25 protein-coding genes are annotated in these 24809 nt (G+C 67.4%); 12 read left to right on the forward strand and 13 right to left on the reverse strand.

Annotated elements, in window-relative coordinates; genetic code table 11:
- Positions 1-126: 126 nt before the first annotated feature.
- Together AX750_RS19980 and AX750_RS19985 are read right to left on the reverse strand one after the other, a co-directional pair.
- Positions 127-1242, reverse strand: coding sequence for an MltA domain-containing protein (locus AX750_RS19980; protein ID WP_066733718.1), 1116 nt, complete (start codon positions 1240-1242; stop codon positions 127-129).
- 59 nt (positions 1243-1301) lie between these two features.
- Positions 1302-2030 (reverse strand): Tim44/TimA family putative adaptor protein, encoded by a 729-nt coding sequence (locus AX750_RS19985; RefSeq protein WP_066733720.1) that lies wholly within the window; start codon positions 2028-2030, stop codon positions 1302-1304.
- A 242-nt stretch (positions 2031-2272) separates the two neighbouring features.
- On the opposite strand from AX750_RS19985, the gene secB reads away from it, so the two are divergent.
- A complete protein-coding gene (gene secB, locus AX750_RS19990) occupies positions 2273-2764 on the forward strand; it encodes a protein-export chaperone SecB (RefSeq protein WP_066733780.1) in 492 nt (163 codons plus the stop codon).
- 87 nt (positions 2765-2851) lie between these two features.
- Here secB and dnaQ read toward each other — a convergent pair whose 3' ends face one another.
- From dnaQ to AX750_RS20015, 5 genes are read right to left on the reverse strand one after another with little or no spacing between them, the layout of a single operon-like run.
- Entirely contained in the window at positions 2852-3559 is a 708-nt protein-coding gene (dnaQ, locus tag AX750_RS19995) for a DNA polymerase III subunit epsilon (RefSeq protein ID WP_066733722.1), read from the reverse strand.
- Entirely contained in the window at positions 3552-4178 is a 627-nt protein-coding gene (gene coaE, locus AX750_RS20000) for a dephospho-CoA kinase (RefSeq protein ID WP_066733724.1), read from the reverse strand. The genes dnaQ and coaE overlap by 8 nt, the downstream gene beginning before the upstream one ends.
- Positions 4179-4222: 44 nt before the next feature.
- Positions 4223-5056 (reverse strand): shikimate dehydrogenase, encoded by an 834-nt coding sequence (locus AX750_RS20005; RefSeq protein WP_066733727.1) that lies wholly within the window; start codon positions 5054-5056, stop codon positions 4223-4225.
- A gap of 12 nt (positions 5057-5068) precedes the next feature.
- Positions 5069-5692, reverse strand: a complete 624-nt coding sequence (locus AX750_RS20010; protein WP_066733782.1) for a Maf family protein — start codon at positions 5690-5692, stop codon at positions 5069-5071.
- Positions 5692-6522 (reverse strand): pyruvate, water dikinase regulatory protein, encoded by an 831-nt coding sequence (locus tag AX750_RS20015; RefSeq protein ID WP_066733784.1) that lies wholly within the window; start codon positions 6520-6522, stop codon positions 5692-5694. Before AX750_RS20015 ends, AX750_RS20010 begins: the two co-directional genes overlap by 1 nt.
- A 457-nt stretch (positions 6523-6979) precedes the next feature.
- Here AX750_RS20015 and hemE point away from each other — a divergent pair, with 457 nt between their 5' ends.
- From hemE to AX750_RS20055, 8 genes are all read left to right on the forward strand, one after another.
- Positions 6980-8020 carry a uroporphyrinogen decarboxylase gene (gene hemE, locus AX750_RS20020; RefSeq protein WP_066733730.1) on the forward strand — a complete coding sequence of 347 codons (1041 nt, stop codon included), beginning with the start codon at positions 6980-6982 and terminating at the stop codon, positions 8018-8020.
- Between the two features lie 30 nt (positions 8021-8050).
- Entirely contained in the window at positions 8051-8473 is a 423-nt protein-coding gene (gene hemJ, locus AX750_RS20025) for a protoporphyrinogen oxidase HemJ (protein WP_082735447.1), read from the forward strand.
- 218 nt (positions 8474-8691) lie between these two features.
- A complete protein-coding gene (gene rho / locus AX750_RS20030; RefSeq protein WP_066733732.1) occupies positions 8692-9957 on the forward strand; it encodes a transcription termination factor Rho in 1266 nt (421 codons plus the stop codon).
- 57 nt (positions 9958-10014) lie between these two features.
- Entirely contained in the window at positions 10015-11325 is a 1311-nt protein-coding gene (gene mnmE, locus AX750_RS20035; protein WP_066733735.1) for a tRNA uridine-5-carboxymethylaminomethyl(34) synthesis GTPase MnmE, read from the forward strand.
- Positions 11326-11394: 69 nt separating this feature from the next.
- Positions 11395-13278, forward strand: a complete 1884-nt coding sequence (mnmG, locus tag AX750_RS20040) for a tRNA uridine-5-carboxymethylaminomethyl(34) synthesis enzyme MnmG (protein WP_066733738.1) — start codon at positions 11395-11397, stop codon at positions 13276-13278.
- Positions 13279-13315: 37 nt separating this feature from the next.
- Positions 13316-13963 (forward strand): 16S rRNA (guanine(527)-N(7))-methyltransferase RsmG, encoded by a 648-nt coding sequence (gene rsmG, locus AX750_RS20045; RefSeq protein ID WP_066733740.1) that lies wholly within the window; start codon positions 13316-13318, stop codon positions 13961-13963.
- On the forward strand, positions 13960-14790 hold the full coding sequence (locus tag AX750_RS20050) for a ParA family protein (protein ID WP_156450030.1): 831 nt from the start codon (positions 13960-13962) through the stop codon (positions 14788-14790). Before rsmG ends, AX750_RS20050 begins: the two co-directional genes overlap by 4 nt.
- A 31-nt stretch (positions 14791-14821) precedes the next feature.
- Positions 14822-15700 (forward strand): ParB/RepB/Spo0J family partition protein, encoded by an 879-nt coding sequence (locus AX750_RS20055; RefSeq protein ID WP_082735449.1) that lies wholly within the window; start codon positions 14822-14824, stop codon positions 15698-15700.
- A gap of 4 nt (positions 15701-15704) precedes the next feature.
- Here the strand turns inward: AX750_RS20055 and holA are convergent, their stop codons facing one another.
- From holA to leuS, 3 genes are read right to left on the reverse strand one after another with little or no spacing between them, the layout of a single operon-like run.
- Positions 15705-16736: a DNA polymerase III subunit delta gene (holA, locus tag AX750_RS20060; protein WP_067254894.1), complete on the reverse strand. Its 1032-nt coding sequence runs from the start codon at positions 16734-16736 to the stop codon at positions 15705-15707.
- A gap of 18 nt (positions 16737-16754) precedes the next feature.
- A complete protein-coding gene (gene lptE / locus AX750_RS20065; protein WP_067254899.1) occupies positions 16755-17306 on the reverse strand; it encodes an LPS assembly lipoprotein LptE in 552 nt (183 codons plus the stop codon).
- Positions 17293-19917 (reverse strand): leucine--tRNA ligase, encoded by a 2625-nt coding sequence (gene leuS / locus AX750_RS20070; protein WP_066733757.1) that lies wholly within the window; start codon positions 19915-19917, stop codon positions 17293-17295. The genes lptE and leuS overlap by 14 nt, the downstream gene beginning before the upstream one ends.
- A gap of 174 nt (positions 19918-20091) precedes the next feature.
- Here leuS and AX750_RS20075 point away from each other — a divergent pair, with 174 nt between their 5' ends.
- Positions 20092-20757: a YggS family pyridoxal phosphate-dependent enzyme gene (locus tag AX750_RS20075; RefSeq protein WP_082735448.1), complete on the forward strand. Its 666-nt coding sequence runs from the start codon at positions 20092-20094 to the stop codon at positions 20755-20757.
- A 140-nt stretch (positions 20758-20897) separates the two neighbouring features.
- Here the strand turns inward: AX750_RS20075 and AX750_RS20080 are convergent, their stop codons facing one another.
- On the reverse strand, positions 20898-21467 hold the full coding sequence (locus AX750_RS20080) for a L,D-transpeptidase family protein (RefSeq protein WP_245282474.1): 570 nt from the start codon (positions 21465-21467) through the stop codon (positions 20898-20900).
- Between the two features lie 79 nt (positions 21468-21546).
- Here AX750_RS20080 and AX750_RS20085 point away from each other — a divergent pair, with 79 nt between their 5' ends.
- Together AX750_RS20085 and AX750_RS20090 are read left to right on the forward strand one after the other, a co-directional pair.
- Positions 21547-22233: a response regulator transcription factor gene (locus tag AX750_RS20085; RefSeq protein ID WP_066733763.1), complete on the forward strand. Its 687-nt coding sequence runs from the start codon at positions 21547-21549 to the stop codon at positions 22231-22233.
- 3 nt (positions 22234-22236) lie between these two features.
- Positions 22237-22701, forward strand: coding sequence for a cyclic nucleotide-binding domain-containing protein (locus AX750_RS20090; RefSeq protein ID WP_066733766.1), 465 nt, complete (start codon positions 22237-22239; stop codon positions 22699-22701).
- A gap of 9 nt (positions 22702-22710) precedes the next feature.
- On the opposite strand, the gene xth is transcribed toward AX750_RS20090, so the two are convergent.
- Positions 22711-23526, reverse strand: a complete 816-nt coding sequence (xth, locus tag AX750_RS20095) for an exodeoxyribonuclease III (protein ID WP_066733769.1) — start codon at positions 23524-23526, stop codon at positions 22711-22713.
- 115 nt (positions 23527-23641) lie between these two features.
- Positions 23642-24499 (reverse strand): outer-membrane lipoprotein carrier protein LolA, encoded by an 858-nt coding sequence (locus tag AX750_RS20100; RefSeq protein ID WP_066733772.1) that lies wholly within the window; start codon positions 24497-24499, stop codon positions 23642-23644.
- Between the last annotated feature and the right edge of the window lie 310 nt (positions 24500-24809).

Here is a 24809-nt window from a genome sequence, read left to right on the forward strand (position 1 = left end):
GGGCAACCGGCATGGGTTCCGGTTCGATCGGGGCGCGGCCCGGCAGCGGCGTGACGGAGCGCGCGACCTGGCGCCAGAGCGCGAGATCGGCTTCCGACAATGTCCGCCCCCGCCGCGACCGCATGCTCAGGGACCGGCGTCGCGCGGCCAGAGGGCGATGAAGTCGACCGGATGGCGGATCAGGCCGGCGCGATGGCCGGCCGCGGCGCCGGAACCGACGAACAGATCCAGCCGGGCCGGGCCGAGAATAGCCGATCCGGTGTCCTGCGCCAGCATCAGCCGCGACAGGCGTTCATCGCCCCCGGTCGAACCTGGGATAGTCGCGTCGATCCAGACCGGCAGGCCATAGGGCCAGATCGTTCGGTCGATGGCGATGCTGCGCAGCGGCGTCAGCGGCAGGCCCGCCCCGCCGATCGGGCCGCTGTCGGCCGGGAGGTCGTCGCGGCGGTCGAAGAAGACGAAGGAGCGGTTCAGCCGGATCAGATCCCGCGCGAAATCCGCATCGGCCTTCAGCCGCGCGACCAGCACATCCATCGTCATCTGCGCCGGCGGGATGGCCTCGCGTTCGCTCAGCACGCGGCCGAGCGAGGTATAGGCATGGCCGTTGCGGCCGGAATAGACCAGCCGTGTCACGCGTCCGTCCGGCAAGCGGATGCGGCCCGAGCCCTGGACCTGCAGCACGAAGCGGTCGACGGGATCGCGCATCCAGAGAATTTCCAGGCCACGCCCGTCGAGCGCGCCGATCTCGATCGCCGTGCGATCAGGAAACGGCTCGAGCCCGGTGTCCGTCCGCCGGGCAGCCGACAATCCCGCATCGAGACCGGGCCAGTCGTCCCCGGGCATGCGGGTGACCAGTTCCGGCGGCCGGCCGTAGAGCGGCGTCGGGAAGTCGCGAGAGCGGGTGAGCGAGCCCTCGAATTCCGGCTCGAAATAGCCGGTCATGAAACCGGTCGCTCCCGGGGCGGAGCGGATGCGCCAGAAGCCGAACCGCGTTTCGAAGAACTGCCTGGCCGTCTCGGCACTGACCGGGCCGGCGGCCCGGAGACGCTGCGCGGCATCGCAGGCCGCCTGAAGCGCTGCCGGAACGGCAACCGCTGCACGCAGCGGCGGCTCGGCCTGGCAACCTGCGGCAAAGAGCGAAAGGACGACGCGATGATCGTCCTGATCCCAGCCGGGCAGCTGGGCGGGCTTCAGGGGCTCGGCGAGAGCCCCCTTGGGCAGAGGGGGAGGCGTCGTGGCCATCGCGCTCACGGGTGTCGCACAGGCTGCGAACAGCGCCAGTGCGACACCAGCGCCACGGATCACGCGGCGGATTCGGTCGCGACCAAGAGCCAGTTGGGGTCGCGGCTGCCGAGCTGGCGCGAGAAGGTCCAGATATCGTTGACCTCGGAGACCGCCTCGGCGCTGCCGTCGACCACATTGCCCTGGGCATCGCGGGTCACGCTGATGAGCTGCGAGACGAAGGCGATGGTGACCTGCGCCGTCTTGCCCTTGACCTCGACCGCGGTGATGTCGGCCTTGTCGATCGAGACGAAGCTGGACTCGGCCTTCTCGCCGCGCTTCTCGCGATCGGTGATGGCCTGCTCGAAGCCCTCATAGACCTCCTTCGCAAGGAGGCCCTTCAGCATCTTGCGGTCGCCGCGGGCGAAGGCCGTGACGATGGTCTCGTAGGCGGCCTTGGCGCCGCCGAGGAAATCGCGCGGATCGAAGCCGGGCTCCTGCCGGATGATGCTCTCGATACCGGCATAGATCGGCGAGCCGGGCGGCGCGATGTCCTTCCACTGATCGGCCGGCGGCGCGGCCGCGGCAGGGTCGTTGGCGGCTCCGGGGAGACGAATGACATTGTCGCGACGCGCATCGGCGGGCGCAGCCTGGTCCGGCCGCATCGGCGGCGTCTCGCGGCGGGAGAAGGGGTCGGTCGGGGGCTGTTCGCTGCCGGTCTTCTGGCCGAGAACGGAACGCAGCTTCCAGGCGACGAAAACGGCCAGAGCCAGGAAGACCAGAGTCGTCATGTCGAAGGAATTTTGCATCGAAAGCTGACCCGAGGCTCCAACCGTGTTGCAGGACCAGCATCTCCCCGCGGAGCGCCGTTACGCGTCATATGGTAAGGCAGGCTCGTAACATCCACCCCCCGGCTTGTGAAGGCGACTTCTTGTGCCGGGCCCGGGTCCATGATAGCCGACGCCCGCGCCGAACGTTCGAAGCGGGCGCAGTCCAAGGCCGCCGATGGGCGCGGACTTCCCGAGACAGCCAGCCGAGAGCGATGGGTCCGATGGCCAATGAATTCCCCAACGGCAACGGTGCCGCCGACACAGCGCCGAGCATGAGCGCGCTGATCCAGTACACCAAGGACTTCTCCTTCGAGAACCCGAAGGCGCCCCGCGCGCTCGGCCAGCAGGCGGCGCAGGAAGGCCCGCAGATGTCGCTGCAGGTCAATGTCTCCAGCACCGCGCTCGGCGAGAACGACTACGAGACCGTGCTGCAGCTCGAGGGCAAGGCCGAGCTCAACGGCGAGACGCTCTTCGCCTTCGATCTCAGCTATGGCGGCGTGTTCCGGCTGCTGAACGTGCCTCAGGAGCACATCCATCCCGTGCTGGTGATCGACTGCGCCCGCCTGCTCTTCCCCTTCGCGCGGCAGATCATCGCCGAGGCGGTGCAGAACGGCGGCTTCCCGCCCTTCTACGTCCCGCCGATCGACTTCGCGGCGCTGTACCAGCAGCGTATGCAGGAGTTTCAGGCGCAGCAGGGCGCGCCGCTCGCCTGAGCCGCGACCGATGGCGTGACGACCAAGGGCCCCGCGGGGCCCTTTTTCGTTTGCGCTGCCTTCGGGCCCGCGGGAGTCGACGTTCCGTCACGCGTCCTCGGTGATGCCGAGATAGCCACGCCAGAGCTGGTTCTTGCCGAGCGAGCGGATGAAGGCCTCATGCGCGGCGATCGCCGCCTCGTCGAGGCGCGGCGCGAGCGGGCGCAGCCGCTGCGGCCGCTCGATCCGGACGGGCGCGAGGCCCGTGCCACCGGCCTCCCCGGCGCCCAGACCGAGCGAGGCCTGCTTGCCGCCGATCAGCTCGATATAGACCTCGGCCAGGATCTCGGCGTCGAGCAGCGCGCCATGGCGGGTGCGGCGGCTGTTGTCGATGCCGTAGCGCGTGCACAGCGCATCGAGGCTGTTCGAGGCGCCCGGATGCTTGCGGCGCGCCATGGAGAGCGTGTCGACGACCAGGGAGGGCTCGATCGGCGGCCGGCCGACGCGCTGGAATTCCATGTTGAGGAAGCCGACATCGAAGGCGGCGTTGTGGATTACGAGGCGCGCGCCGTCGATGAAGGCGGCGAATTCGTCGGCGATCGCCGCGAAGACCGGCTGCGGCGCGAGAAAGGCGTCCGACAGGCCATGGACCTTGAAGGCTCCCTCCGACATCGGACGCTCGGGATTGATGTATTGGTGGAAGCTGCGGCCGGTCGGGCAATGATTGACGAGTTCGACGCAGCCGATCTCGACGACGCGGTCGCCCCCTAGCGCCTCGACGCCGGTGGTCTCGGTATCGAGAACGATCTCACGCATGGTCGTCGGTCCACCCTCGCCCGCCCCGGCCTGGACGCCCGGCGAGCGCGATCAGGATAGACCCGACCTGCCGGCCCGCCGCCACAAGGCCGCGCGAGGTGTCCACAATGAAATGGGCGTGCGCCCGCTTAGCTGCATCGGGCATCTGACGAGCCAGGATGGCGTCGAGCCGCTCGGGGGTCATCCCCGGCCGGGCCAGCACGCGGGCGCGCTGGATCTCCGCCGGCGCGCTGACCACGAGAACCGCGTCGCAGCGCCTCTCGCCACCTGTCTCGAGCAGCAGCGGGACGTCGAGGACGGCAAGGCCCACCCCCCTCTGCCGGCAACCGCGCAGGAAGCCGGCCTCCTCCTCGCGCACGAGCGGATGAATGATCGCCTCCAGCCGCGCCATCGCCTCTGGCCTGCCCAGCACGGCTCCCGAAAGGCGCGCCCGATCGACCACGCCGTCATGAACGGCATCGGGGAAGGCTGCGGCGATCAGGGGCACCGCCCGGCCGCGATAGAGCGCATGGACCGCCGCATCCGCGTCGTGAACCGGAATGCCGCGCGCCTGGAACAGCGCGGCGGTGGTCGACTTGCCCATGCCGATCGAGCCGGTCAGGCCGAGGATGAAGGTCATGGCGTGCCGCGTCCCGGAGCCCGGCGGCGGGCTCGCCTTGCGAATCAGTGGCCGAGGATATCGGCTTCGAGCTTTGCCCGCAGCGCCGGCGTGACGGCCGGCGTCACGCCGAACCAGCGCGCGAACCCCGGCACCGCCTGGTGCAGGAGCATGCCGAGCCCATCGACGGGAACCCCGCCGCGGCGCTCGGCTTCGATCAGCAGCGGCGTCTTGAGCGGGACATAGACGATGTCGTCGACGATTGTACCCGGGCGCAGATGCGCGAGGTCGATCTCCAGCGGCGGCTGGCCGTGCATGCCGAGCGCCGTCGTGTTGACGACGAGATCGGCCTCGCTCACGAGCGCATCGCGCTGCGCCCAGTCGGCCGCCTCGACCGACTTTCCGAGCGTGCTCGCCAGCTCATCAGCCCGGTCGCGGCTCCGGTTGACGAGGATGATCCGGCCGATGCCGCGACCCTTGAGGCCGAAGGCGATACCGCGGGCGGCGCCGCCCGAACCCAGCACCAGCGCCGTCCCGACGCGCCTGTCCCAGCCCGGAGCCGTGGCGTCGAGATGGGCGAGGAAGCCAGAGACGTCGGTGTTGTCGCCGCAGATCCGCTCGCCCTCGCGCCAGAGGGTGTTGACGGCACCGATGGCGCGCGCGGCATCGGTCGCATGGTCCACCAGACCCAGCATCGCCTCCTTGTGGGGCACGGTGACATTGCCGCCGGTGAATTCCCCCGCACGCAGCCGCGTCACGAAGGCCGCCAGATCGGGCGGTGCGACATCGACGCGCTCATAGCTGCCGGCGAGGCCGTGTTCGGCCAGCCAGCTGCCATGAATGAGCGGCGAGCGGGAATGGGCGACGGGATGGCCGAGGACGAAACAACGCGGTGTCATGGGTTTGGACGCTCAGCGGGCAAGGACGGAGAGGTCGCGCAGCGCCGCCAGGACGGGCAGCAGCGGGAGTCCGAGAATGGTGAAATGGTCGCCGTCGATGCGCTCGAAGAGCTGTGCGCCGAGACCCTCGATCTGGTAGCCGCCGACGCTGGAGAAGGCCGCATCGCCGACCGTGTCGAGATAGGCTTCGATGAAGGCCGGCGTCAGCGGGCGCATGGTGAGCCGGGCCGTCTGGTGACCCTCGGCCAGAAGCTCACCGCCCCGCACCAGCGCAAAGGCGCTGTGCAACTCGTGGTCGCGACCGGCCAAAGCGGCAATCTGCCGCGCCGCAGCCGCACGATCCGCCGGCTTGTGAAAGGCCTCACCTGCACAGGCGAGCGTCTGGTCGGCGCCCAGCACCAGCCTGTCCGGATGAAGCGCCGAGACGGCCGAGGCCTTGGCGACGGCAAGGGCCAGAGCGATCCGCGCCGGGGATTCGCCAGCAGCCAGCAAGGGCCCTTCGACCGCCCGCTCGTCGACGGCCGGCTTCACCGTCTCCACGGGGACCCCGGCCGCCATCAGCATGTCGCGCCGAGTGAGGCTGCCCGAGGCCAGCACCAAAGGTCGGGGCGCGATCCAGAGGCGAGAGCCTGCCATCATGTCGCGATGAACTTCATGCGGTGGTCGCGCAGCAGATCGAGGATCGAGGCGGCCGTCTCCTCGATCGAGCGCCGGGTCACGTCGATCACCGGCCAGCCCTTGCGGGCGCAGAGCCGGCGCGACTGCGCGACCTCGTCGGCCACCGAGGCGGGATCGACATAGGGGGTCTCATCATCGGCGCGCAGCGAGAGCAGACGGTTCTGGCGGATCTGGACGATGCGATCCGGGCTGGCAACGAGACCGACGATCAGCGGCTTGCGGACATGTTCGAGCTCGGCCGGCAGCGGCACGTTCGGCACCAGCGGAATGTTGGCGGTCTTGATGCCGCGATTGGCGAGATAGATCGAGGTCGGCGTCTTCGAGGTCCGGCTGATGCCGACGAGGATGATGTCGGCATTCTCGAGATCGCCGCCGAGCTGACCGTCGTCATGCAGCAGGGTGTAGTTCATCGCATCGATGCGGCGGAAATATTCGGCGTTGAGCACATGCTGTGCACCTGGCTTCGGCGCCGAGGCTTGGCCGAGATAGGACTGGAAGAGCGCCAGCACCGGGTTGAGAACCGACAGGCAGGGACAGCCCAGTTCGCGGCAGAAATTCTCCAGCCGCTGCGACCATTCCGGCTCCACCAGCGTGTAGAGAACGACGCCGGGCGAGGCCTCGATCTCCGCCAGAACGCGGGCGAGCTGAGCTTCCGACCGCACCAGCGGGTAGACATGCTCGATCGCGGACACCGTTTCGTACTGCGCCGCGGCGGCGCGGCTGACGGCGATGAGGGTTTCGCCGGTCGCGTCCGACACCAGATGGAGGTGGAAGTAATTGCGGTGCACGGGGTTCCCCGGGGCGATGGCGGTCTGCTGCAACCTCTAGCCCGGCGGACCGTCAAAGCAAATCGGCCCAGCTCCTGGCGCGCCACGTCCAGGCCGCCCAGGCCGCCGGCCACATTGGGTGGCCTGGGGAGCGCTGTGGACAAAAACGCCTCCGGAAGCCGGCGGTGTTAAGGTCTGTATAACCCTAATGATCCGTTAACAGGCCAGAGGCTGTGGGGCGTCGCCGGCGTGTTTCACGTGAATCATTTTGACGCGGCGATTGGCGAGCGCGATTCGCGCGGGTTAACAAACCGTTAACGAGAGACAGGTGGACAGCAGGCCCTGCCTGCATCAGGCTGGCCACCTGTGGACAGGTTGTGGATCGGATTGCGTCGGGCTATCTGCCCCCATCCAAGAGTCAAAGAAGAAGATTCTCTCTCTAGAAATCTATTTAAGAGAGATGGGGGATGGATCGCCGATGAGCCTTACGACATCTGACAGGCCTGCGTTTCTTCGAGCCCTTGCCGGCGAAACCCTCACGACGCCTCCGATCTGGATGATGCGCCAGGCGGGCCGGTATCTGCCGGAGTACCGCGAGCTCCGGGCCAAGGCCGGCAGCTTCCTCGGCCTCTGCTACAATCCGGAATGGGCTGCTGAGGTCACCCTCCAGCCGATCCGCCGCTTCGGTTTCGACGCCGCGATCCTGTTCTCCGATATTCTCGTCGTGCCGCAGGCGCTCGGCCAGAAGCTCTGGTTCGTCGAGGGCGAAGGTCCCCGTCTAGAGCCGGTTGCCGATCGTAACAGGCTGTCCGAGATCGACAGGCATGCCGGGCTTTCCGTGCTGGATCCTGTCATCGAGACGGTGCGGCGTGTCCGCGCCGGGCTTCCGACGGGAACGGCCTTCATCGGCTTCTGCGGCGCGCCCTGGACAGTGGCGACCTATATGGTCGCGGGCCGGGGCACTCCGGATCAGGGGCCAGCCAAGGACCTCTTCACCCGCGACGAGGCGCTGTTCCGGGACATTATCGACCGGATCGTCGCGACCTCGATCGATTATCTCTGTGCGCAGATCGAGGCCGGTGTCGATGCGGTCCAGATATTCGACAGCTGGGCCGGTTCGCTGGGCGAGGCCGATTTCGAGCGCTGGTGCATCGTGCCGACGCGGCGGATCGTCGAGGGTGTGCGCGCCCGACAGCCGAAGGCCCGGATCATCGGTTTCCCGCGTGGCGCAGGCAGGCTGATTCCAGCCTATGTCCGCGGCACGGGTGTCGATGCGGTCGGCCTCGAATCGGAGATCGATCGTGGTTTCGCCCGCGACGAGATCCAGTCGCTGGTGCCGGTGCAGGGCAATCTCGACCCGCTGGTGCTGCGCGCCGGTGGTCCCGAGCTGGAACGCGAGATTGCGGCCGTGATGGAGGCGTTCGGACAAGGACCCTTCGTCTTCAACCTCGGGCACGGCATCCTGCCGGACACGCCGATCGCCCATGTCGAGCGGCTGCTGGCCGCGGTGCGGGGCTGACCGCAGTGGGCAGGACGGAGCGCGTTCGCGATGTATGAATGGCTGAAGGCCATCCACGTGCTGGCGGTGATCTCCTGGATGGCCGGGATGCTCTATCTGCCACGCCTCATGGTCTATCACGTCGATGCACCACCGGGCTCGGTGCAGTCCGAGACCTTCAAGGTGATGGAGCGGCGGCTGCTCCGGGGCATCATGAACCCGGCGATGATCGTCACCTGGGTGCTGGGCCTCTACCTCGCCTGGGCTGCCTTCGGCTTCAAGGGCGGCTGGCTGCACGGCAAGATCCTGCTGGTCGTGCTGCTTTCGGGCGTCCATGGCTATCTCGTCGGACGGGTCCGGGACTTCGCCAACGATCGGAATACGAAGTCGGGCCGCTTCTACCGGGTGATCAACGAGGTGCCGGCGGTGCTGATGGTCGGCATCGTCATTCTCGTCATCGTCAAGCCGTTCTGAGGCGCCTGCGGTTTCGCGCTTGAGCCGGACGCGGTTTCCGGTTATCAGACATCACGCTTCTCCAGCGTTCTCCCTGTTGTCGATGGTTCGTGAGCCGACTGCCCTGGCAGCCGCTCGTGGCGCTCAACCCCAGCGCCGTCCGTCCGGGCCTGTCGATCATCCCATTACCGTCCTGGTTGCGACCTTCCGTGTCGCGACATTTTCGATCCGGGTGCCCCATGCGGGAAATCAAGCTCCAAGACCTCAAGGTCAAATCGCCGACCGAACTGCTCGCCTTTTCGGAGGGGCTCGAGGTCGAGAACGCCAGCACGATGCGCAAGCAGGAGCTGATGTTCGCGATCCTGAAGCAGCTCGCCGCGAGGGAGACCGAGATTCTCGGCGAGGGCGTGGTCGAGGTCCTGCCCGACGGTTTCGGCTTCCTGCGCTCGCCCGATTCGAACTACCTGCCGGGTCCGGACGACATCTATGTCTCGCCGACGCAGATCCGGAAGTTCGGTCTTCGCACGGGTGACACAGTCGAGGGGCCGATTCGCAGCCCCAAGGACGGCGAGCGCTACTTCGCCCTGCTCAAGGTCAACACGATCAATTTCGAGGATCCCGAGCGGATCAAGCACAAGATCAATTTCGACAATCTGACGCCGCTCTATCCTGACGAGCGACTTCGGCTCGAGGTTGCCGAACCGGTCAAGAAGGATTTCTCGGCCCGCGTCATCGACATCGTCGCCCCGATCGGCAAGGGCCAGCGCGCCCTGATCGTCGCGCCGCCGCGCACCGGCAAGACCGTGCTGCTGCAGAACATCGCACAGTCGATCACCACCAATCATCCCGAATGCTATCTCATCGTTCTGCTAATCGACGAGCGGCCGGAAGAGGTCACCGACATGCAGCGCTCGGTGAAGGGCGAGGTCGTCTCCTCGACCTTCGACGAGCCGGCCACGCGCCACGTCCAGGTTGCGGAGATGGTCATCGAGAAGGCGAAGCGCCTGGTTGAACATGGCCGCGACGTGGTGATCCTGCTGGACTCGATCACCCGCCTCGGCCGCGCCTACAACACGGTCGTCCCCTCCTCCGGCAAGGTGCTGACCGGCGGTGTCGACGCCAACGCCCTGCAGCGGCCCAAGCGCTTCTTCGGTGCGGCCCGCAACATCGAGGAGGGCGGGTCGCTGACCATCGTCGCCACCGCGCTGATCGACACCGGCAGCCGCATGGACGAGGTCATCTTCGAGGAGTTCAAGGGCACCGGTAACTCGGAAATCGTGCTGGACCGCAAGGTCTCCGACAAGCGCATCTTCCCGGCGATCGACATCCTCAAGTCGGGCACCCGCAAGGAAGAGCTCATCACGCCGAAGGATGTGCTCACCAAGACCTATGTGCTGCGCCGCATCCTCAACCCGATGGGCCCGCAGGACGCGATCGAATTCCTGATGGACAAGCTGCGTCAGACGAAGCAGAACGCCGACTTCTTCGACTCCATGAACACCTGAGCGGCCGACGCGCCGGCCGATTCGGTGCCGTTCTGAGCTGCGGAACGGCTGAGAGCGATGGCTGATCCTGCTACGCCTACGATCGTCGCTCTCTCCTCCGCGCCCGGACGGGCGGGTGTCGCCGTCGTTAGGGTGTCGGGACCGCGCGTTCGATTCGTTCTCGAAACAATCTCCGGTGTCGTGCCCTCCCCGCGCCAGGCGACGCTGCGGGCCTTGCGGGACGCCGCCGGCGATGTCGTCGATCAGGCTCTCATCCTGTTTTTTCCCGGCCCGGCCAGTTTCACCGGCGAGGATGTCGCCGAATTCCACATTCACGGCTCGCGCGCGGTTCTGGCGCGGCTATTGGGCCTGCTCTCGTCGCATGATGGCGTTCGTCTGGCCGAGCCTGGCGAATTCACCCGGCGCGCCTTCGAGGCCGGAAAGCTCGACCTCGCCGCAGTCGAAGGTCTGGCGGATCTGATCGATTCGGAAACGGAATGGCAGAGGCGTCAGGCGCTGCGCCAGATGGACGGTGCGCTGGGCACGGCGGTGGCCGGCTGGCGCCAGCCGTTGGTGGAAGCCCAGGCGCTGCTCGCGGCCGAACTCGACTTCTCGGATGAGGGCGATGTCGAGGGTCCCCTGGTGGAGCGGGCGCTTCAACGCGCTGCCGGCGTCCTCGCCGGGCTCCGGGATGCCCAGCGTGGCTTCGCCCATGGCGAACGGGTTCGCGAGGGATTCGTCGTGGTGCTGGCGGGGCCACCCAATGCGGGCAAGTCCAGCCTGCTGAACGCCCTCGCCCGGCGCGAGGTCGCGATCGTCTCACCGGTCGCCGGCACGACGCGTGATGCCATCGAGGTCCGCCTCGATCTCGATGGTCTTCCGGTCACCCTGATCGACACGGCTGGACTGCGCGACAGCGACGATGCGATCGAGGCCGAAGGTGTGCGGCGTGCGCGCGACCTCGCTGCCAAGGCGGACCTCGTGTTGAGCCTGCGCGCGATCGATTCGGATGCGGATCGAGACCATCCCGGCGGCTCCGTCATCGCGCTCGCAACGAAAGCCGATCTCGGAGGGACAGCCCGTCCCGGCGAATTGCGGATCTCCGCCCGGAGCGGCGAAGGAATGCCGCAACTCCTCGCGCTGTTGGTGCGGCGGCTGGCCGGCGAAGAGCAGCCCGAACCGGCGCTCCTCACGCGAGAGCGTCATCGCGCGGCGATCGCGGAGGCCGTTGTCGCTCTGGAACGCATCCTGGCTTCGCCCGGCGCACCGGCCGAACTCTTGGCGGAGGACCTGCGGCTGGCCGTGCGCGCGCTCGAACGGCTGCTGGGGCGGGTCGATGTCGAGGATGTGCTGGACCAGCTCTTCGCTGGCTTCTGCATCGGCAAATAGCGCCGGCGCCGGCCCGTGTCCCGCGCGATAATGTTTGACCTGCCGGCGTCGCTTCGCTAGCCAAACGCGATGTCCCACAACCCGTCCGAGAGCTGCTACGACGTCGTGGTCGTCGGTGGCGGTCATGCTGGCGTCGAGGCTGCGGCCGCTGCTGCGCGTTTCGGCGCGCGGACCGCGTTAATCACGCACCGGCTCGAGACGATCGGCGTGATGTCGTGCAACCCCGCGATCGGCGGTCTCGGCAAGGGCCATCTCGTCCGCGAGATCGATGCGCTCGATGGCCTGATGGCGCGTGCGGCCGATCGGGGCGGCATTCAGTTCCGCATGCTCAACCGGCGCAAGGGCCCGGCCGTGCGCGGTCCTCGCGCGCAGGCCGACCGCAAGCTCTACCGCCAGGCGATCCAGGATCTCCTGGCAGAGCAGGACAGGTTGACCCAGATTGCGGGCGATGTCTTCGATCTGGACGTTCGCGATGGTCGCGTCGCAGGCGTGATCCTCGCCGATGGGCGGCGATTCGGTGCCGGAACGGTCGTGCTGACGACCGGGACGTTCCTGCGGGGGCTGATCCATATCGGCGAAACGCGAATTCCCGCCGGTCGTGTCGAGGAGGCGCCCTCGCTCGGCCTTTCGGCGACGCTGGAGCGCTACGGCTTCCCGCTCGGCCGGCTGAAGACCGGGACGCCCCCGCGCTTGGACGGCCGCACCATCGATTGGGCGGCGCTCGAGATGCAGGCGGGGGATGACCCGCCCGAGCCCTTCTCGGCGCTGACCGATCGGATCGCCACGCCACAGATCGCCTGCGGCATCACCCGCACGACGCTGGCCAGCCATGATTTGATCCGCGGCAATCTCCACCGCGCGCCGATGTTCTCGGGTCAGATCGAAGGACGGGGACCGCGCTATTGTCCCTCGATCGAGGACAAGGTCGGGCGCTTCGGCGATCGGGACGGCCATCAGATCTTTCTGGAGCCCGAGGGACTGGACGACGACACCGTCTACCCGAACGGGATTTCGACCTCGCTGCCGGAGGATGTTCAGCGTGGCTTGCTGGCGACGATCCCAGGTTTGGAGCGTGCCGCGATGCTGCGCCCGGGCTATGCGATCGAATATGATTTCGTCGATCCTCGCGCCCTGCGGAACACGCTCGAGACGCGGGCGATCGCTGGGCTCTTTCTCGCGGGGCAGATCAACGGCACGACGGGCTATGAGGAAGCCGGCGCCCAGGGTGTGCTGGCAGGGTTGAATGCGGCGCGCCGCGCGAGCGGTGCCGAGCCGATCGTGCTGGAGCGAACCGCCTCCTATACCGGGGTGATGGTCGACGATCTGGTTACGCGGGGCGTTACGGAGCCGTACCGAATGTTCACCTCGCGAGCCGAATTCCGGCTGTCGCTGCGCGTCGACAATGCCGATGAGCGGCTGACCCGCCTCGGCGCGAGCCTCGGTGTCGTCGGATCCAGGCGGCATGAGGTCTTTCAGGCGCAGCAGGCGGAAACGCAGGGCCTTACGGCTCAGCTTCGTTCGCTGACCCTGTCGCCGCAGCAGGCCGAGGCCGCGGGGCTACAACTGAACCGCGACGGGCTGCGTCGCAGCGCCTATCAGATCCTGTCCTACCCCGATGTCGGTTTTGACAGACTTGCCGCGATCTGGCCTGAGCTGGGCGGCTATTCCCCCCGGACCATCGCCCGCGCGACGGCCGACGCCGTTTATTCCGTCTATCTGGATCGTCAGGCGGACGAGATCGCATCCTATCAGCGCGATCAGGCGCTGAAGCTCCCGGATGATCTCGACCTCGACGGCATTTCCGGGCTGTCCAACGAACTCAAGGCGAAACTGCGCACCGAACGGCCGGCCGATATCGCCCAGGCCGGCCGGATCGAGGGCATGACCCCTGCCGCTCTGACGCTGCTCGCAGCCCATTCGCGCAAGCGCCGAGCCGCTGCGGTCGCCGGGTGATCCACAGGCGCGCCATCCCTCTGTTGATAACAGGCCGATGACTGTTGATAATTCCGACCGTGCCCGCGCTTTGCGCTTGACGCCTGTTTCACGTGAAACAGAGGAGCGCCTCGCCCTGCTGGTCGCCGAACTCGAACGCTGGCAGGCGGCGAAGAATCTGGTTTCCGGCGCCACCCTCGCCGATGTCTGGACACGGCATGTCGCCGATTCGCTACAGATCGCCCGGCTCGCGCCGGATGCGAAGACGTGGCTCGACCTCGGTTCCGGCGGAGGTTTCCCCGGTCTGGTGATCGGCATCTGCCTGGCCGAGTTTCCGGGCGGGCGCATTCACCTCGTCGAGAGCAACAGCCGCAAATGCGCCTTTCTGCGGCATGCGGCGCGCCTGACCGGGGCGCCGGTGACCGTGCATGCAGCCCGGATCGAGGACGTCATCGGCGATTTCACCGGCTGCGTCGATGTGGTGACGGCGCGGGCGCTCGCCCCCCTGCCCCAGCTTCTCGACTGGTGCAAAGAGCTGTTGAGAACGGGGACATTGGGTCTCTTTCCGAAGGGACAACATCTAGATGCGGAATTGACGGAGTCGTCCAGATATTGGAAGATTCAGGCCTCAACGGTTTCCTCCGTGACGGATGGGGCCGCAAGGATCCTGATGGTCCAAGCGGCCGAGAAACGGGCCGATCCATGACCGACATGACCCCTGTTCCGATGCCGCGCCGCCCGCGCGTGCTCGCGCTCGCGAATCAGAAGGGCGGTGTCGGAAAGACCACGACCGCGATCAATCTGGGCACGGCGCTGGCGGCGATCGGCGAGAAGGTGCTGATCGTCGATCTCGACCCGCAGGGCAACGCCTCGACCGGGCTGGGCGTCGACCGCCGCAGCCGCAAATCCTCGACCTATGACGTGCTGTGCGGGGATGTCGGGCTTGGCCAAGCCATGCAGGAGACGGCTGTTCCGGGTCTGTTTCTCGCTCCCTCGACGCTGGATCTGCTGGGGGTCGAGCTGGAAATCGCCGCCTCGAAGGATCGTGCCCATCGCCTGAAGAACGCGATCGACGAGCTGGTCTATGACCAGCGCTGCGCCGGCCTGACCTATGTCCTGATCGATTGCCCGCCTTCGCTGAGCCTGATCACCATCAACGCGATGACGGCGTCCGATGCCGTGCTGGTGCCGTTGCAGTGTGAGTTCTTCGCGCTGGAGGGTCTGAGCCAGCTGCTGAAGACGGTTGAGCAGGTTCGCGCCGGCCTCAATCCCCGGCTGATCATCCAGGGCGTCGTGCTGACGATGTACGATCCGCGCAACAACCTCTCCGGTCAGGTCATGGCCGATGTGCGCGAATTCCTCGGCGACAAGGTTTACGAGACGGTGATCCCACGGAATGTGCGGGTCTCCGAGGCGCCCTCCTACGGGAAACCGGCGCTGCTCTACGATTTGCGCTGCTCTGGCTCGCAGGCCTATCTCAAGCTGGCCTCCGAGGTCATCCGCCGCGAGCGCGCGCTGCGCGCAGCGGCCTGAAACAATCACGCAGAGGTTGAACGCGATGGCGATGGCGGAAGAACAGGGGCGCTCGCGTCTCGGCCGCGGCCTGGCCGCCCTGATCGGCGATGTCGGGGAGGAAATCGGGGCGCTCGAACGGGCGCGTGGCCAGCGCCGCGTGCCGGTCGAATTTCTACGCCCGAGCGCGCGCAATCCGCGTCGCAGCTTTGCCGAGGGCGATCTCGAGGAGCTGACGGCCTCGGTGAAGGAGCGCGGCATTCTGCAGCCGATCATCGTGCGCCCGATCGTCGGCATGATCGACGCCTATGAGATCATCGCCGGCGAGCGCCGCTGGCGCGCGGCGCAGCGGGCCGGCCTGCATGACGTGCCGGTCATTCTGGTCGAGGCGGATGATCGCGAAGCGCTGGAGATCGCCATCGTCGAGAACGTGCAGCGCACGGACCTGAACGCGATCGAGGAGGCGGCGGGCTATGAGCAGCTCATCGCCGAGTTCAATTACACGCAGAACGACCTCGCGCGGGTGATCGGCAAGAGCCGCAGCCATGTCGCGAACACGCTGCGGCTGTCGAAGCTGCCCGCCTCGGTGCGTCAGATGGTCAGCGAGGGCTCCGTGTCCGCCGGCCACGCCCGCGCGCTGCTGTCCGTTTCGGACCCGGAACTGATGGCGCGCAAGATCGTCGATCAGGGGCTCAGCGTCCGCGACATCGAGCGCATCGTCCAGGAGGAATCGCGCGGCGAAACCAAGAGCATCGCCAGCAAGCCCAAGGTCGAGAAGGACCCGGACACGCGTGCCGTCGAAAAGGCGCTGGAAGAGGCGCTCGGCCTATCCGTTTCGATCAGCCACCGCGCCAATGGCAGTGGCGAGGTCAAGATCAGCTACAAGACGCTGGAGCAGCTCGACGCGCTCTGCCGCCGCCTGAAGGACTGAACGGCTAGTCGCCACGCCCGGCCGACCGGCCGAGGCGCGCCAGCGTCCACAGCGCGCGCGTCGCGCCGGCACGCCCGAGGTCGCCGTCGCGACGCGCGGCGAGCGTGGCATTCCCCAGCAGCGTCACCGCTTCCATCAGCTTCGCCGTGGTCCAGGCCGAGAGGGCTGCTTCCGTGGTGGCGATGCGCGGATAGGGCAGGCGCATCGCCGCGACCATGTCCCGCGCGCTGCGGCCGGCGTCCATCCCCTGGCGGGCTTTCAGCAGCGCGAGAGCATGACGCAGCACGGCGCCGAGCATGACGCCGGCGTCGAGCCCTTCGCTGGCCAGCTTGGCCTGGGCGAGATCGAGGACGGGCAGCTTTCCCCCGAAGACAGCGTCGATCAGCATGGCCTGCTCGCGCTGCGCCGTGTCGCCGACGACCGCCTCGATATGCGCTTGGGTGACGGCGGGCTCGTCACCGACATAGAGCAGGAGCTTCTCGATCTCGCGTCGCGAGGTCTGGCGGTCGCCGCCCAGAAGGCCCGCGAGATGGTCGCGGCTGGCGCGGTCGATCGATTTGCCCGCGGCGCGGACCATCTCGTCGATGATGGTGCCCAGGTCGCGGGCGGCATCGCCATAGCAGGGTACGGCGAGGGCGGTGCGGGCCCGCTCGCAGGCGGTGCGCAGCGGGTTGTTACGCTGGAGATCGCCCGCCTCAACGATGACAATGGCGTCCTTCGACGGTGTCGCCAGCAGTGGCTCTACGGCGGCGAGCAGAGCCTTGGAGGTCGGCGAGACACGGATGCTGCGCCGTCCGCCGAAGAGGCCGATGGTGTTGGCCTCGTCGACCAGCTTCATCGGATCGGAGGCGATGTCGTCGCCGCTCATCCGGACGAGCTGGAAGGCGTCGTCGGGATCGTCGACATGGGCGCGGGCGAGGGTCGCGGCGCGTTCGGTCACGAGCCCGGCATCGGGCCCGTAAATCAGGACGAGACGATAGGCTGGATCGAGCTTCGCGAGGGCGCGGTCCGCCTCATGCGCCTTGATGGCGGCCATCCCGCGTTCCTCGGCGCCTCAGCCAGCGAAGAGATCGGCGGCGATCTGCCCGCGGATGAGCGTGGCGAGGTTTTTGGCCGCCCGGATCTGGGCGTCGCGCGCGGCACGCACCGTCGCAAAACGCTGCGAGGAGCGCTCATAGGGAGCGCGCACGACGTTCATCCCTTGCGATACGACTTTGCCGGAGGTCGTGTCGGTGAGGGACCAGTTCGCCGTCGCCACCAGGATCGCCGAATCGGCACGGCCATTTGCGTAGTCGACCGTCACGACCTCGAGAGACTCCGAGATCTGGCTCTGGAACTTGAGCCGCTTGGTCCGGTCCGGCTCATTGCCGCCATCGAGCTCGAAGACGAGTTCGTTGCGCAGATAATGGCCGATCAGCCCCTTCATCTCCGGGACCTCAATCTCCTTGAACGCATCCTTGATGCTGCCGCCGGTGACGGAGCGCGTGTTCTCGGCATAAAGGGGCTGGAAGCATCCGCCAGCGGTCGCGGCCGCCAAAAGGGCGGCGGCCAGCATCAGGCGGGAGCCCCGCAGGGCTCCGGGACGACCGATCTCAGAGGACGACATTCACGATTCTCCCGGGAACCACGATGATCTTGCGGATCTCGCGGCCGTCAAGCGCCTTGGTGACGATCTCCGAGGCCCGCACAAGGGCCTCGACCGCGATAATATCCGCATCGGCGGGCACGGTCACCTCGGCGCGCTTCTTGCCGTTGACCTGAACGGGCAGGACGATGCTATCGTCCTTGAGCAGGGACGCCTCGGCCACCGGCCAGGCGGCCTCCCCGACGAGCCCGTTCCCGCCCAGCACGCGCCAGCATTCCTCGGCGAGATGCGGCATCATCGGCGCGACGAGCTGCGTCACGATGACCCCGGCCTCATGCAGGGCGAAGGCCATGTCGGCCGGCAGGGCTGCAGCCTCGGCGGCGGCGTCCAGTGCTTTCCCGATCGCGTTGGTCAGCGTGTAGACATGGGCGATGCAGCGGTTGAAGGCCAGCCGCTCGATGTCGTTGCCGACGGCGTCCAGTGCCCGGTGCGTGGCCTTGCGGAGAGTCTGCGCGGCCTCGCCGAGGGTCGCAGGAGCGGTGGTGGCGTTTCCGGTCCGCTCTGCGATCTCGTTCAGCAGGCGCCAGAGGCGCTGGACGAAACGCGCGGCGCCCTGCACGCCCTCGTCGGTCCAGATCACGTCGCGATCCGGCGGCGAATCCGAGAGCATGAACCAGCGAGCCGTGTCGGCGCCATAGGAGGCGATGATGTCGTCGGGGTCGACGACGTTCTTCTTCGACTTCGACATCTTCTCGATGGCGCCGATCTCGATCGGCGCCCCGGTCTCGACATGGAAGCCGCGGCGCTCAGCGCCCTCGGTCTCGAGGCGGACATCGCCGGGCTCGACCCAGTTGCCGTCCGCGTCGCGATAGGTCTCATGGACGACCATGCCTTGCGTGAACATGCCGTCGAAGGGCTCGTCGAGCCCGGCATGGCCGGTCGCCTTCATCGCGCGGGTGAAGAAGCGCGAATAGAGCAGGTGCAGGATCGCGTGCTCGACGCCTCCGATATACTGGTCGACGGGCAGGAAGCGGTCGACGACGGCGCGGTCGGTCGGGCTCTCCGTCCGCCAGGGATCGGTGAAGCGCGCGAAATACCAGGACGAGTCGACAAAGGTGTCCATCGTGTCGGTTTCGCGCCGGGCGGCCGCGCCGCATTGCGGGCAGGCGACGTGCTTCCAGCTCGGATGGTGGTCGAGCGGGTTGCCCGGCCGGTCGAAGGAGACGTCGTCGGGCAGCTTCACCGGCAGGTCGGCATCGGGAACCGGAACCGTGCCGCAGCTCGCGCAATGGATCACGGGAATCGGGCAGCCCCAGTAGCGCTGGCGCGAGATGCCCCAGTCGCGCAGGCGGAAATTGATCTTGCGAGCGGCGATCGGACGATTGCCGCGGGTCTCGGTCTCGAGGCGCCGCGCGACCTCCTCCTTCGCCTCGGCGATCGTCAGCCCGTCCAGGAATCGCGAATTGATCATGCGGCCATCGTCGACATAGGCGGTGTCGGTGATGACGAAGCCGGCCGGATCGACGCCTTCCGGCGCCACCACCGGCGTGTTGCCGAGGCCGTATTTGTTGACGAAATCGAGGTCGCGCTGGTCATGCGCCGGGCAGCCGAAGATGGCGCCCGTGCCGTATTCCATTAGGATGAAGTTGGCGACATAGACCGGCAGCGTCCAGGACGCATCGAAGGGATGCGCGACGCGAAGCCCCGTGTCGAAGCCGAGCTTTTCGGCCTTGTCGATGTTCTCCTGGGCGGTGCCGGTGCGCTTGCACTCGTCGATGAAGGCCTGCAGCGCGGGGTTTTCGGCCGCGGCGGCCTTGGCGAGCGGATGATCGGGGGCAATGCCGAGGAACTTCGCACCGAACAGCGTGTCGGGCCGGGTGGTGTAGACCTCGACCTCTTCCGCTCCGAACGCATTCGATTCGAGCGCGAAACGAACCAGCAGCCCTTCCGAGCGGCCGATCCAGTTCTTCTGCATCAGCCGCACCTTGTCGGGCCAGCGGGTCAGCCCCTCGAGAGCGTCGTGCAGCTCCTGGCCGAAGGCGGTTATCCTGAAGAACCACTGCGTCAGTTCGCGGATCTCGACCGCGGCGCCCGAGCGCCAGCCCTTACCGTCGATGACCTGCTCATTGGCGAGCACGGTCTCGTCGACCGGGTCCCAGTTCACCTTCGCCGTCTTGCGGTCGACGAGCCCGGCCTTGAGGAAGTCCAGGAACATCTTCTGCTGGTGGCGATAATAGGAGGGATCGCAGGTCGCGAGTTCGCGGCTCCAGTCGAGCGAAAGGCCCATGGACTGCAGCTGCGTGCGCATCGCGGCGATGTTGGCATAGGTCCATTCCCGCGGATGCACCTTCTTCTGCTTGGCGGCGTTCTCCGCCGGCAGGCCGAAGGCGTCCCACCCCATCGGATGCAGCACGGCGAAGCCCTTGGCGCGCTTGTAGCGCGCGACCACGTCGCCCATCGCATAGTTGCGGACATGGCCCATATGGATGCGGCCCGATGGATAGGGAAACATCTCGAGCACGTAGTAGCTCGGCCGCGGGTCGTCGTTGCGCGTCTCGAAGAGCTTGCGCTCCTGCCAGACGGCGCGCCATTTCGGCTCGGATTCCTTGGGATTGTAGCGTTCGACGGCCATGGCAGCGGGCTATTCTTGCATGATCGGATGGGGCCGGACGGAGACGGCAGCCGTCCCGTCCGCAGGTCAGCGCAGGATGGTGGCCGAAAACCGGTTCCCACTTTTCGGCATCATGCTCTAGGACACCATTGAGGCGGCGCGGTCAACGCCGTGCCGGGCATGCGAGGGCTTCCGATGAGCGATACGGTGACGCGATGGGCGCAGATTCGGTCTGCGATCGCGCAGGCGGCGCGCGATGTCGAGCGCGATCCCGACTCGGTCGCGCTGATCGCCGTGTCGAAGACGATGCCGGCGGAGGCGATCCTGCCGGTGCTGGAAGCCGGCCAGCGACTTTTCGGCGAGAACTATGTCCAGGAGGCGAAGGCGAAATGGCCGGCGCTGAAGGCGCGTTTCCCCGATGCGCAGGTCCATATGATCGGACCGCTGCAGTCGAACAAGGCGAGGGAGGCGGTCGAGCTGTTTGACGCGATCCATTCGCTCGACCGCGAGAGCCTCGCCAGGGAGCTGTCCCGCGAGATCGCGCGCAGCGGGCGCGCGCCGACCCTCTATGTGCAGGTCAACACGGGTGACGAGCCGCAGAAGGGCGGGGTCAGCCCGGCGGAGATCGACGGCTTCCTCGAGAGCTGCCGCGTCCATCACGGGCTGACGATCGAGGGGCTGATGTGCATTCCCCCGGCCGCCGATCCGCCCTCGCCGCATTTCGCGCTGCTCGCCAAGATCGCCGCCCGCCACGGCCTGCGCGGCCTGTCGATGGGCATGAGTGCCGATTACGAGGCAGCGATCCAGCTGGGCGCAACGCATGTGCGCGTCGGCAGCGCCATCTTCGGTGCGCGTGGGTAGTTTACGTCATGGTCGGGCTTGACCCGACCATCTCAGGCCGAAGAGGTTCTGCGCTCCTTTCGGCCGGAGATTCTCGGGTCTTCGCTTCGCTTTGCCCGAGAATGACGATCTGGCTGAGGCGGTGTTTGGCCGCAATGCCTCTATCTGACCAGCATCATGCAGCGTCGCGCCAGCCGGGGCAGCACCTTCGCGAAGACATGACGCTCGACCGCGACGCAGCCCGCCGTCGGGGTGAAGCCGGGGCGGGCGAGATGCCAAAAGATCGCGCTGCCGCGCCCGCGCACGACCGGGGCGTCGTTCCAGCCCAGCTCGACGATGACGTCGTAGAGGTGGTCGTCGCGGGTCAGCCGCTCCTCGGCTTCGCCGGGCGGGCGGTCGATCAGGCGGTTGTAGCGGCGATCCGCAGCATCGTCGCACCAGGCATCGCGCGGGCCAATGATGCGCAGCGGCAGAAGGCTGCGCGGCCTGACGATTCGGTCGGCACGGTAGAGCACGCGCCGCAGCGGCAGATTGGCGCGGGGCGTGCGGCCGTCGCCCTCGCGCTTCAACGTGCCGATGCCGGAGCGGCCCAGCGCGCAGGGAAAGGCCGTTCCCCCGGCGACGAGAAAGCCCTTCCTGCGGTCGCGGACCGAGGCGAAGACGCGCAGCGTCGAGAGCAGGCGGGGACTCTGCTGGAGGCGGCCCGGGCCGGCCCGATCACGGTTTCTCACGGGAATTCCATTGCGCGTGACTTGCGGTCGGGATTCGGCGGGCTCATGGTGACGGTTCATTTCTCGTGCGAACGATCCCATGCCCGCCGTGCATCATATCCTGCTGGTCGATGACGACCAGACCCTGCGAGACGCGCTCGCCGAGCAGCTCGCGCTCTATGACGAGTTCAAGCTCTCGACCGCCGGCACTGCCACGGGCGCCGTCAAGGCGGTGCAGGCCGAGCGCATCGATCTCGCCATCATGGATGTCGGCCTGCCCGACATGGACGGGCGCGAGGCGGTGAAGCTGATGCGCAAGAACGGCTTCAAGAGCCCGGTGATCATGCTCACCGGCCAGGGCTCGGATGCCGATACGGTGCTGGGGCTCGAAGCCGGCGCCAACGACTATGTCGTGAAGCCTTTCAAGTTCGCCGTTCTGCTGGCGCGCATCCGCGCCCATCTGCGGCAATATGAGGCGAGCGAAGACGCGGTCTTCCAGGTCGGCCCCTACACCTTCCATCCCGGTTCCAAGCTGCTCGTCAGCGAAAAGGGCTCGAAGACCAAGCTGACCGAGAAGGAGACCGCGATCCTGCGCTTCCTCTACCGGGCGGGGCGCAAGCCGATCGCCCGCGAGGTGCTGCTGCAGGAGGTCTGGGGCTACAACAGCCAGGTCACCACCCACACGCTCGAAACGCATATCTACCGGCTGCGGCAGAAGATCGAGCCCGATCCGGGCAATGCCCGCCTGCTGGTGACGGATGCCGGCGGCTACCGGCTCAACCCCTAGGACATGGCCCTCGACGACGACATCGCCCTGCTGGCCCGGCAGCCGCTGCTGAGCCTGATGGAGCGCGATGCGCTGCGTCTGCTCGCCTTCGCGGCCGAGAGCCGGATCCTGCGCGCCGGGGACGTGCTGTTCCGCGTCGGCGAGCCCTCGGACGGGGCGGTGCTGGTGATCTCGGGCGCGGTGGCGCTCGACAGCCGCGAGGATGGCCAGCCCGCGCAGGAAATCGTCGGGCCGGGCGCGCTGATCGGCGAGACGGCGCTGTTTGCCGCTGTGGCGCGGCCCGTGACGGCGATTGCGCGCGAACCGACGCAGGTGATGCGGCTGTCGCGCAGCGTGATGCGCCGGGTCCTGGCCGAATCGCCGGCTTCGGCGGAGGCGATCGCCGCGGCGGTGGCGCAGCGGCTGCAGGGCTTCGTCGGGCAACTCGCCGCCGTGCAGGAGGCGCTGACGGCCCTGGAGCGCGGCTGAGGGCGCGCCTCACAGCTCCAGCGTCACGGTCACAGGGACATGGTCGGAGGGGCGCTCCCAGCCCCGCGCCTCGCGCAGGAAGGTGACGTCGCGCAGCGACGGCGTCAGCGCATCTGACAGCCAGATATGGTCGAGCCTTCGGCCGCGGTTGGAGGCCTCCCAGTCGGCGGCGCGATAGCTCCACCAGCTGTAGAGCTTCTCCGGCTCCGGGCGCAGCCGACGTGCCGCATCGGTCCAGCCGCCTTCTGAGCGCAGCTTCTCCAGCGTCGTCGTTTCGATCGGCGTATGGCTGACGACGTCGAGCAACTGCTTGTGGCTCCAGACATCGTGCTCATAAGGCGCGATGTTGAGGTCGCCGACCAGAATCGCCGGGCGATCGGTCGGGCGCTTGGCGACGTTCCAGGCGCCGATCTCATCGAGGAAGGCGAGCTTGTGGGCGAACTTGTCGTTCTTCGCGGGATCGGGAATGTCGCCGCCGGCGGGGATGTAGAAATTATGGATCGCGATGCCGGCGGCGGCCCCTGCAGCGGCATCCAGCACCACGGTCATGTGGCGGGCGTCGTTGCGGCCGCACATCGCCATCGCGTCGCGTTCGCTGAAGGGCAGCTTCGAGAGGATCGCGACGCCGTTATAGCCCTTCTGGCCGATGAAGGCCTGATGGACATAGCCGGCCTTTTCGAAGGCCTTGGCCGGAAACTGGTCGTCCGGCGTCTTGGTTTCCTGGAGGCACAGGATGTCCGGCGCATGACGCGTCAGGAAATCGGTGATCATGCTGATGCGCAGCCTGACCGAGTTGATGTTCCAGCTGGTGACGGTGAGTTGCACGCGCGCGCTTCCGGCAAAGAGAGGTGCCGGAAACTGGTTCGGGGCGGCGTGAAAAGCAAGCCGGATTGGCGCCGTCGGGTCGATGACCCGCCGCCGAGCGCGGCGAGGCGGAACGTCAGAGCCTGCGCTGATAGTCGATGACGAAGTTCTTCGCGTCGGGCTTGCGCTGGGTGTCGAGGTTATAGAGCGACACGCTGGTCTCGTAGCCTTGCGGATCGACGACCACCCATTGCCGCAGCACATTCGCGGCGAGATCGAATTTGAGGGCGATCTTGGAGGTCCCGCCTAGCGTCGTACGATCCTCCAGGCGCAGCGTCAGCACATCGCCATCGACCGCGGCGCCGGTGATCGTACCCTCGCGCGCCAGATCCATGCGCTCGCGCACGAGGAACTTCAGCGGCGTCTGGCCGAGCGAATAGACATCCTGCGTCGCCAGCCGCTTGTCGCGCACGGCGACCGAGGTGCCGTCGGCGATGACCTCGATCGTCGCGGGCGGCTCGTATTCGAAGCGCATCTTGCCCGGACGCTGAATATAGATGCGGCCCTCGAGGCGCCGGCCATCGGCAGCATGCTGGATGAAATTGCCCTGCAGCGTGGTGAAGCTGTTGAGATAGGCGTTCAGCCGCTCGATCGCCTCCTCGCGGGTGGCCGGCGCTGCTGTGCGAGCGCGGGTGACGGGGACAGACGGCGCTGCGCGTGTCGCTTCGGCTGCGGCAGGAGCGGTGGCTCCGACGGAGGCCGCCTGAACGGTCGCGGCCTCGGCGACGCGGGGCAGACCGAGCCCGGCCGGCCGCACCGGCGGCAACGGCAGGGCGCGCGGAGCGGCCGGCTTGGTCGCGGCGGGCTTCGGCGGCAGGATCTGGAGCGGCTGGGCTGCCAGCGGCGCGGACAGTGCCAGGACGCCGCAGCACGCCAGAATCGCGACGCGGCCCGTGAGCGCAGCCCGGTTCGGTCGCGTCGATGTCGATGCCATGAGCCGGCCTCGCTCCCTTGTTTCGCGGTCGGCCACGTCGGCCGGCGGCGGATTTGTTCCGGAAGAGCCTCCGGCTCTCGGTCCTGAACGCCTTTATTGCGCTGCAGGTTGCAGCGTCCTGATGGCAATTTGAGGACCGGCAGCCCTCAGGACAAGGGCTGCGCCGCCTTGCCTCAATCCTCGTCTTCGCGGGCCCGGCCGGTTTCGACGAGGATTTCGCGTTTGCCGGCGTGGTTGGCGGGGCCGACGATGCCCTCGTTCTCCATCCGCTCCATGATCGAGGCGGCGCGGTTGTAGCCGATCTGGAGAC

Source organism: Methylobacterium sp. CCH7-A2 (genome assembly GCF_001557075.1).
Classification (GTDB): Bacteria; Pseudomonadota; Alphaproteobacteria; order Rhizobiales; family Beijerinckiaceae; genus Allobosea; species Allobosea massiliensis.

What these genes read in the sequence shown, in the direction of transcription:
- AX750_RS19980 (WP_066733718.1), bottom strand. Translation starts at nt 1,242, where the DNA reads ATGGCCACGACGCCTCCCCCTCTGCCCAAGGGGGCTCTCGCCGAGCCC.
- AX750_RS19985 (WP_066733720.1), bottom strand. Translation starts at nt 2,030, where the DNA reads ATGCAAAATTCCTTCGACATGACGACTCTGGTCTTCCTGGCTCTGGCC.
- secB (WP_066733780.1), top strand. Translation starts at nt 2,273, where the DNA reads ATGGCCAATGAATTCCCCAACGGCAACGGTGCCGCCGACACAGCGCCG.
- dnaQ (WP_066733722.1), bottom strand. Translation starts at nt 3,559, where the DNA reads ATGCGTGAGATCGTTCTCGATACCGAGACCACCGGCGTCGAGGCGCTA.
- coaE (WP_066733724.1), bottom strand. Translation starts at nt 4,178, where the DNA reads ATGACCTTCATCCTCGGCCTGACCGGCTCGATCGGCATGGGCAAGTCG.
- AX750_RS20005 (WP_066733727.1), bottom strand. Translation starts at nt 5,056, where the DNA reads ATGACACCGCGTTGTTTCGTCCTCGGCCATCCCGTCGCCCATTCCCGC.
- AX750_RS20010 (WP_066733782.1), bottom strand. Translation starts at nt 5,692, where the DNA reads ATGGCAGGCTCTCGCCTCTGGATCGCGCCCCGACCTTTGGTGCTGGCC.
- hemE (WP_066733730.1), top strand. Translation starts at nt 6,980, where the DNA reads ATGAGCCTTACGACATCTGACAGGCCTGCGTTTCTTCGAGCCCTTGCC.
- hemJ (WP_082735447.1), top strand. Translation starts at nt 8,051, where the DNA reads ATGTATGAATGGCTGAAGGCCATCCACGTGCTGGCGGTGATCTCCTGG.
- rho (WP_066733732.1), top strand. Translation starts at nt 8,692, where the DNA reads ATGCGGGAAATCAAGCTCCAAGACCTCAAGGTCAAATCGCCGACCGAA.
- mnmE (WP_066733735.1), top strand. Translation starts at nt 10,015, where the DNA reads ATGGCTGATCCTGCTACGCCTACGATCGTCGCTCTCTCCTCCGCGCCC.
- mnmG (WP_066733738.1), top strand. Translation starts at nt 11,395, where the DNA reads ATGTCCCACAACCCGTCCGAGAGCTGCTACGACGTCGTGGTCGTCGGT.
- rsmG (WP_066733740.1), top strand. Translation starts at nt 13,316, where the DNA reads ATGACTGTTGATAATTCCGACCGTGCCCGCGCTTTGCGCTTGACGCCT.
- AX750_RS20050 (WP_156450030.1), top strand. Translation starts at nt 13,960, where the DNA reads ATGACCGACATGACCCCTGTTCCGATGCCGCGCCGCCCGCGCGTGCTC.
- AX750_RS20055 (WP_082735449.1), top strand. Translation starts at nt 14,822, where the DNA reads ATGGCGGAAGAACAGGGGCGCTCGCGTCTCGGCCGCGGCCTGGCCGCC.
- holA (WP_067254894.1), bottom strand. Translation starts at nt 16,736, where the DNA reads ATGGCCGCCATCAAGGCGCATGAGGCGGACCGCGCCCTCGCGAAGCTC.
- lptE (WP_067254899.1), bottom strand. Translation starts at nt 17,306, where the DNA reads ATGTCGTCCTCTGAGATCGGTCGTCCCGGAGCCCTGCGGGGCTCCCGC.
- leuS (WP_066733757.1), bottom strand. Translation starts at nt 19,917, where the DNA reads ATGGCCGTCGAACGCTACAATCCCAAGGAATCCGAGCCGAAATGGCGC.
- AX750_RS20075 (WP_082735448.1), top strand. Translation starts at nt 20,092, where the DNA reads ATGAGCGATACGGTGACGCGATGGGCGCAGATTCGGTCTGCGATCGCG.
- AX750_RS20085 (WP_066733763.1), top strand. Translation starts at nt 21,547, where the DNA reads ATGCCCGCCGTGCATCATATCCTGCTGGTCGATGACGACCAGACCCTG.
- AX750_RS20090 (WP_066733766.1), top strand. Translation starts at nt 22,237, where the DNA reads ATGGCCCTCGACGACGACATCGCCCTGCTGGCCCGGCAGCCGCTGCTG.
- AX750_RS20100 (WP_066733772.1), bottom strand. Translation starts at nt 24,499, where the DNA reads ATGGCATCGACATCGACGCGACCGAACCGGGCTGCGCTCACGGGCCGC.